The sequence below is a fragment of the Nocardioides baculatus genome (assembly GCF_016735675.1).
GTDB classification, from domain to species: domain Bacteria; phylum Actinomycetota; class Actinomycetes; order Propionibacteriales; family Nocardioidaceae; genus Nocardioides; species Nocardioides baculatus.
In genome coordinates this window covers 181,262-187,905 of sequence record NZ_JAERSG010000007.1, presented here as the reverse complement: position 1 = coordinate 187,905, position 6,644 = coordinate 181,262, and the positions used below count along the sequence as shown (strand labels likewise).

Below are 6,644 nucleotides of genomic sequence, written 5' to 3'. Positions count from 1 at the left end.
CAGGACGCCGACACCAGACTGCACTGCTCCGGACCGGCGGGCGACCCACAATGGATGCCCAGAAGCACAGTCACAGTGGGTCTTGAGGCGGTGGTGGAACCGGCACAGGCAGGCGAGGTTGCGGGTGCTTGTGGGGCCGGGTTGTGGTCGCCCTTCGGTCTCCGCGTGGTGGTCGTACTCGACGACGTGGTCGACGTCGCAGCCGCGGGCCGGTCTCGTGCATCACGGGAACACGCAGGTGCGGTCGCGGAGGATGACCTGTTCGCGGATCCGGTCGGGGATCGCGTAGCCGGGCGTGGACAGGGCGGCGTTGAGGTCGATGACGGGCTTGATGGTGACCTTCGTCCGGCTGTCGCCGCACCAGGACGCGAGCTGGTCGAGCAGCAGGAGCCGCTGGCCCTCGTCGAGTCGGCCGGTGGGACCGAACACAGTGGTCTCGCCGACCGTGCCGGCGTCGAAGTGGGCGTGGAGGACGACCTCGCGTGCAGCGGGAAGCCCGTCATCGGGGTCCACCCGGCCCTGATCCGGGCGTCTCCGGTCATGAGGTCGAGTGCGGTCTGGGTGCGAGCGAGGTCGCCGAGGGCCTTGGAGCGGCGGACGTCGAGGGACTCGGTGGAGCCGAGGGCCTTCTGCTGGGCCGCGTGGTGGGAGAGCTCGCGGTCGAGGTCCAGGGCATCGGCGAGGTCGAGCTCTGCCTCGAACCGCATCGTCCCCGCGAAGTGGACGTCCTCGTCGTGCAGGGTCGCGTGGCGCGGGTCGACGGACAGGTAGCCGTCCTCCGGATCGGCAGCCGGGTCGGGGTCGGCGAGGTCGTAGCGCTTGATGGTCTCGGCGACGAGCCGGTCGAGCTGGGCGGGACCGATGCGTCCCGCGACGGCCGCGATCTGGGCGTCCACGAAGGCCGCGGCCTCCCTGGTCAGGGCGCGCGTCGAGTGGATGGTCGTCTCCGCAACCGACCGTGCCCGCCACGCAGGCACGCAACCGGCCTGGACCTGCGACCACAACCGCGGCAGCCGGTGGCGGAGCTCGAGGGCGTGGCCGATGAGTTTCTTCGCCGACGTGGTGGAGATCCCCAGGACGGTGCCGAGCTCGGCGACGCAGAACTCCGCCACCAGCGGACAACCCTCACCGGCCAGCGGCTCCTCGTGGTCAGTGCCGGGACGGTGAACGCGGCAGCGGAGTGGATCGACTCCGGCGGGTGCAGGTCCGCCCACCGGACAGCGACCTCCAACAGATCGGCCGCAGCGCGGTCCTCGGCGGCCTTGCGATCCCGAGCGAGCGCGAGCAAGTCCGAGCCGGTGAGGGCGTCTGCCCCACGTGCTCCGGGTCCTGCCAGCGTGTCGATCATGTGTTCGATTGTAGGCATCCCCACCGACAGTCGCCATGCGTGAACCTGCTCTGTGGAAACGCGCGCGGCGGAGGTCCCGGACGTGCGCCGAGCTACGCCCAGAGCTGGCCGTCGAGCCGGTCCTCGGCCTCGTCGACGGTGCCCTCGTAGGCCCCGGTGGAGAGGTACTTCCAGCCACCGTCGCAGACCACGAAGGCGATGTCGGCCGATTCCCCCGCCTTGACGGCCTTGGCCGCCTGGCCGAGCGCGGCGTGCAGGATCGCACCGGTGGAGATGCCCGCGAAGATGCCCTCGAGCTCGAGCAGCTCGCGCACCCGGCGTACGGCATCCCGGGGGCCGACGCTGAACCGCGAGTCGATGAGCGCGGCGTCGTAGAGCTCGGGGACGAAGCCCTCGTCGAGGTTGCGCAGGCCGTAGACCAGCTCGCCGTAGCGCGGCTCGGCGGCGACGATCTTCACGTCCGGCCTGGCCTCGCGGAAGAACCGCGAGACGCCCATGAGCGTGCCGGTGGTGCCGAGCCCGGCAACGAAGTGCGTGATGGTCGGCAGGTCGGCGAGCAGCTCGGGGCCGGTGGTCTCCTGGTGCGCGAGGGCGTTGGCCTCGTTGCCGTACTGGTAGAGCATCACCCAGTCGGGGTGCTCCCCCGCCACCTGCTTGGCGACGCGGACGGCCTCGTTGGACCCGCCCGCGGCGGGCGACGACACGATCTCGGCGCCCCACATCCGCAGCAGCTGGCGTCGCTCCTCGGAGGTGTTCTCCGGCATCACGCAGACGATCCGGTAGCCCTTGAGCTTGGCGGCCATGGCGAGCGAGATGCCGGTGTTGCCGCTGGTCGGCTCGAGGATCGTGCAGCCGGGCCGCAGCGTGCCGTCCGCCTCGGCCTGCTCGATCATCCGCAGCGCCGGGCGGTCCTTGATGGAGCCGGTCGGGTTGCGGTCCTCGAGCTTGGCCCAGAGGCGTACGTCGGTCCCGTCCGGCTGACGGCCGGGAGAGAGCCGCGGCAGCCCCACCAGCGGCGTACCGCCGACGGAGGCCAGCAGGCTGTCGAAGCGGGTCATCCGCCGGCGACGGCGGGGAGCACGACGACCTGGTCGCCGTCGCTCAGCGGGGCCTCGAGGCCGCCGATGAAGCGGACGTCCTCGTCGTTGACGTAGACGTTGACGAAGCGGCGCAGGTCGACCGAGCCGTCCTTGTCCTCGACGAGGCGGCCCTTGATGCCGGGGTGGTTGCCCTCGAGGTCGTCGATGAGCTCGGACAGGCTGCCGCCCGTGCCCTCGACGGACTTCGCGCCGTCGGTGTAGGTGCGCAGGATGGTGGGGATCCGGACCTCGATGGCCATCAGGGGGTGCTCTCTTCCGTTGATGATGCAGGCGTGATCGTGACCTCTTCCTCGGTCACGACTCCGTCGATGATTCTGTAGGACCTGAACTCCACCGGGCCGTCGCTATTCCCGTGCTCGCGTGTGCTGACGAGCACGTAGTGCGCATGGGGCTCGCTGGCCAGCCCGATGTCGGTGCGGCTCGGGTAGGCCTCGGTGGCGGTGTGGGAGTGGTAGACGACGACCGGTTCCTCGTCGCGGGCGTCCATGTCCTTGTAGAGCGCGAGCAGCTCGGTCGAGTCGAACTCGTAGAACGTCGGGCTGCCCGCGGCGTTCACCATCGGGACGAACCGCTCGGCCCGGTCGCTGCCCTCCGGTCCTGCCACGACGCCGCACGCCTCGTCGGGGTGGTCGCGCTTGGCGTGCGCCACGATGGCGTCGTAGGTCTCCTGGGCGAGGGTCAGCACACCCACAAGCGTAGGCAGGCCCTCGATGGCGCTCGCACCGGTCTCACGACATAGCGTGACGGCCATGTCGATGCCGCAGGCGCAGGCGCCGCTCACCCGCCGCGGCATCCCCGTCGAGCGAGACCTCCGGGTCCTGGCCCTGGGCTCCTTCGCGAACCGGTTCGGCGCCGGCGCCGTCATGACGACCAGTGCTCTCTACTTCACCCGTCAGGTGGGGTTCTCCGCGGCCGAGGTGGCGCTCGCGCTCTCGGTCGCAGCGATCGTCGGCATCGTGGTGCAGGTCCCCGCCGGCCACCTCGGCGACACCCGCGGACCGCGCCGCGTCCTGACCTTCTTCATGGTGGGCGCGGCCCTCACCAGCGCGCTGCCGGTGCTCGCGCGTACGCCGTGGCAGCTGGCGTTGCTGCTCGGACTGCTCTCGCTCTTCGAACGGTCGGCGGGCTCGGTCCAGCAGGGCGTCATCGCGCAGCTGGCCACCGGCGGGCGCGGCGTGCTGTTCAAGGCCTACCTGCGGGCGGTCACCAACACCGCGATCGGCCTGGGCTCGGTCTTCGGCGGCGCCGCGCTGGTCATCGACGAGTCGTGGGCCTACGTCTCGGTCTTCCTGCTCAACGCCGTCTTCACCGGCTTCGCAGCCTGGAACTCGACACGGCTGCCGGAGCTGCCGGCCTACGTCCGGATCGAGGGCGAGCCACGCATGGCCGTCCTGCGCGACTGGCCCTACGTCGTGATCGTCACGATCACCGGCCTCTTCTCGATCCACTTCTTCGTGATGGAGCTCGGTCTCGCGCTCTACATCTCCCAGCGCACGGCCGCGCCGCCGGTGATGGTCGCGGTGCTGCTGATCATCAACACCGCATGTGTCGCGTTCTTCCAGGTCCGACTGTCCCGCCGTGCGGACTCCGTGGAGGCAGGCGCCCGCGCCCTCGTGCGCGGCGCGGTCTGGATCGCGGCCGGCTTCGCGATCGTCTCCCTCGCCGACCGCGGCGACACCACCTTCGCCATTGCCGTCCTCGTGGCCGGCTCCCTGGTCCACGTCGTCGGCGAGATGATCGGCTCGGGTGGCCAGTGGGGGCTCCAGATGGGCCTGGCCCCCCACGAGCGGCAGGGCCAGTACCAGGGCTTCGCCGGCCTCGGCTTCAGCGTCATCGCCGTCATCGGACCGCCGATCGTCACGCTCTTGTGCGTGCAGATGGGTGAGACCGGCTGGCTGGTCCTGGCTGCGATGATGCTCGTGATCGCGGCCGTGTCGGTGCCTGCCTCGCGCTGGGCGCTGGCCTCGCGCGAGCGATACGGCGTGCTCACCCACTCGGGCTGACCCTCGGGTCAGACCCGGATCGCGGCCGGGATCCCGTCGGAGAAGACCTCCGGCGTCTCGGGGAACGACTCCGTGAGCCCCAGCGAGTGGCGGACCGCCGACCAGGCGGCGGCGCACGCGTCGAGGAGGTCGTCCTCGGCGAAGCCCGAGCCGCGGAACCACGGCGGCGCGACGATGCCGTGGGCGGCCAGCGCCTGGCGCCGGGCGCGTACGCCGTCGACGTCCTTCTTCCGCGCCAGGATCGGGGCACCCGCCATCCGGGCGAAGCTCAGCTCGGGGTGGACCTCGACGACCTCGGCGCCGGGGCGGCCGCGCACCCATGCGTCGACCTGGAGGACCTTCTCGCGGAGCGCGTACGCCTGGGCGCTGACGCTGGTGCGCCCCTCGGTCGCGGCGAGGTTGGCCGCGCGACCGGCCTCGTAGGTCGGCGCCTCGAGCGCCGCGCGGACCGGCGTCGAGAAGATCGACGACGACTTGCCGACGAGCTCGCGGCGGGCCTCGGCGTCGGCCTGCCGACCGCTGTCGTCGGGCAGGCCGATAGGGATGTCGACGGCGACCACCGCGACGTCGTACGTCTCGCGCACGAGCGCGACGAGCGACGTGATCGTGGCGGCGGTGAAGACCGCGCTGCGCCGGTCCGGGTCGATCACGACCCCGACCCAGCCGCCCGCGCAGGCGTCGACGCCGAGCACGGGCGTGTCGGGAGCCAGCACCGGCGGCGGCTCCTCCCCCTCCTGGCCCGCGGGCGCGACGAAGCGCGCCTCCCGCTCGTCGCTGGTCGCGGCCGCGATCCGACCGAGCATCAGGTCGGTCATCGGAGGCAGCGAGGCGAGCGGCCACCAGCGCACGTCGCTGGACTCGTCGTCGGCGACGTGGGCCTCCCCCTCCAGCCAGGTGCAGGCGAAGGTGAGGTCGAGGTAGGCGGCGCGGTCGCCGTTGGCGTGGGTGATCTCCGGGTGCGCAGCGGTGGAGGCGAGCCGGTCGACCCGTGCGCGCACCCCGGTCTCCTCGATGACCTCGCGTGCCGCGGCGACCGCGGGCTCCTCCCCCGGGTCGACGATCCCGGTGACCGGCGTCCAGCGGCCGTTGTCCGAGCGGCGCACCAGCAGCACCTCGTCGCCGCGGAGCACGACGGCGGTGACCGCCGGCAGCCAGAGCGGGTGGTCGCTGCCGATCTTGCGCCGGATGGCGACCACGAAGTCGGGAACGGGCGTCACGACGTGAGCGCCTCGACGACCGTCTCCTGGAGGTAGCCGACCCACTCGTAGATGTCGTGCGCCTGCGCGCGCGGGTCGTCGTCGGGCAGCGAGTGCCAGTAGTCCTCGTCGCCGGCCTCGACCCCGAGCCGGGTGGCCAGGGCGAGGCGGATGTCGGTGAAGGCGCGCATCCAGGTCTCGGCCTCGTCGCGGGTGAGCTCGACGTCGATCACCAGCCCCTCCTCGGTCAGCTCGGGCGGCAGCCCGGCCTCCTCGAGGGTGTCGATCAGCAGGCCCGACGCGGCGGCCTTGCCGTCGCGCAGCCCGGTCTCGGTGAAGCGACGGAAGTCCGAGGCCGCCTCGTCGTCGTGGGGGTAGGCCGTCGGGAAGAGCCGGGCGAGCACCGGGTCCTCGGGCGGCGAGGTGGCGCCGGAGAACTCCGCCATCAGTGCCTCGAAGGGGTCCGCCGTGGGAGCCGGGGGCTCGGCGCGCTCGTTGCGCAGCAGCTCGACCATCTGCGAGGCGAGCGACCGCAGCAGGTCGGCCTCGAACCCGGTGAAGGTGGCGATGACGCGGTCGGACTTGCGGTGGTGCTCGAACCCGCTCACGACGCGGGCCACGAGGTCGCGTAGCGGTCGAAGTCGGCCGGGTCGGTCCAGACCGGGACGACGCAGAACACCATCCCGCCCGGGTCGTGCAGGACCGCCCACGTGTCGTGCCGGGTCTCGACGCTGGCGCCCAGGCCCTCGAGCCGCGCGACCTCGGCGGCCACGTCGTCGGTCTCGAAGTCGAGGTGCACGCGCGGCGGCGTACCGCTGCCCGTCCGCTGCAGCTCGAGCGCGACGTTGCCCGGCAGCCGGTCGAGCGACTCGTAGGCCGGGTCCTCGTTGACCGATCGCGTCGCCCCCTGCGCGCCCGCCCAGAAGGCTGCGGCCGGCTCGTAGGACTCCTCGGGATGGTCGATCAGGACCACGGCGATGCGCGAACGATGCATGGT

8 protein-coding genes and 1 pseudogene are annotated in these 6,644 nt (G+C 71.9%); 1 reads left to right on the top strand and 8 read right to left on the bottom strand.

Annotated features, from left to right (window positions below; translation table 11 throughout):
* Positions 1-222 precede the first annotated feature (222 nt).
* The 5 genes and pseudogenes from JI751_RS21285 to JI751_RS19800 all read right to left on the bottom strand — a co-directional run bounded on the left by JI751_RS21285 (position 223) and on the right by JI751_RS19800 (position 3,133).
* Entirely contained in the window at positions 223-513 is a 291-nt protein-coding gene (locus JI751_RS21285; protein ID WP_236666580.1) for a hypothetical protein, read from the bottom strand.
* 44 nt (positions 514-557) lie between these two features.
* Positions 558-1,385: pseudogene (locus JI751_RS22090) on the bottom strand (DUF222 domain-containing protein); the annotation flags it as partial.
* A 55-nt stretch (positions 1,386-1,440) separates the two neighbouring features.
* Positions 1,441-2,406 (bottom strand): PLP-dependent cysteine synthase family protein, encoded by a 966-nt coding sequence (locus tag JI751_RS19810; RefSeq protein ID WP_201940460.1) that lies wholly within the window; start codon positions 2,404-2,406, stop codon positions 1,441-1,443.
* Positions 2,403-2,687, bottom strand: a complete 285-nt coding sequence (locus tag JI751_RS19805) for a MoaD/ThiS family protein (protein ID WP_129479022.1) — start codon at positions 2,685-2,687, stop codon at positions 2,403-2,405. The genes JI751_RS19810 and JI751_RS19805 overlap by 4 nt, the downstream gene beginning before the upstream one ends.
* Entirely contained in the window at positions 2,687-3,133 is a 447-nt protein-coding gene (locus JI751_RS19800) for a M67 family metallopeptidase (RefSeq protein WP_307814403.1), read from the bottom strand. Before JI751_RS19800 ends, JI751_RS19805 begins: the two co-directional genes overlap by 1 nt.
* A gap of 64 nt (positions 3,134-3,197) precedes the next feature.
* On the opposite strand from JI751_RS19800, the gene JI751_RS19795 reads away from it, so the two are divergent.
* Positions 3,198-4,451 carry an MFS transporter gene (locus tag JI751_RS19795; protein ID WP_201940458.1) on the top strand — a complete coding sequence of 418 codons (1,254 nt, stop codon included), beginning with the start codon at positions 3,198-3,200 and terminating at the stop codon, positions 4,449-4,451.
* A gap of 8 nt (positions 4,452-4,459) precedes the next feature.
* On the opposite strand, the gene JI751_RS19790 is transcribed toward JI751_RS19795, so the two are convergent.
* From JI751_RS19790 to JI751_RS19780, 3 genes are read right to left on the bottom strand one after another with little or no spacing between them, the layout of a single operon-like run.
* Positions 4,460-5,668: a DUF429 domain-containing protein gene (locus JI751_RS19790; protein WP_201940457.1), complete on the bottom strand. Its 1,209-nt coding sequence runs from the start codon at positions 5,666-5,668 to the stop codon at positions 4,460-4,462.
* The gene (locus JI751_RS19785; protein ID WP_307814402.1) at positions 5,665-6,267 is read right to left on the bottom strand and encodes a DUF2017 domain-containing protein; all 603 of its coding nucleotides are present in this window, start codon (positions 6,265-6,267) and stop codon (positions 5,665-5,667) included. Before JI751_RS19785 ends, JI751_RS19790 begins: the two co-directional genes overlap by 4 nt.
* Complete coding sequence (locus JI751_RS19780; protein WP_201940456.1) at positions 6,252-6,641, bottom strand: VOC family protein; 390 nt, start codon at positions 6,639-6,641, stop codon at positions 6,252-6,254. The genes JI751_RS19785 and JI751_RS19780 overlap by 16 nt, the downstream gene beginning before the upstream one ends.
* Between the last annotated feature and the right edge of the window lie 3 nt (positions 6,642-6,644).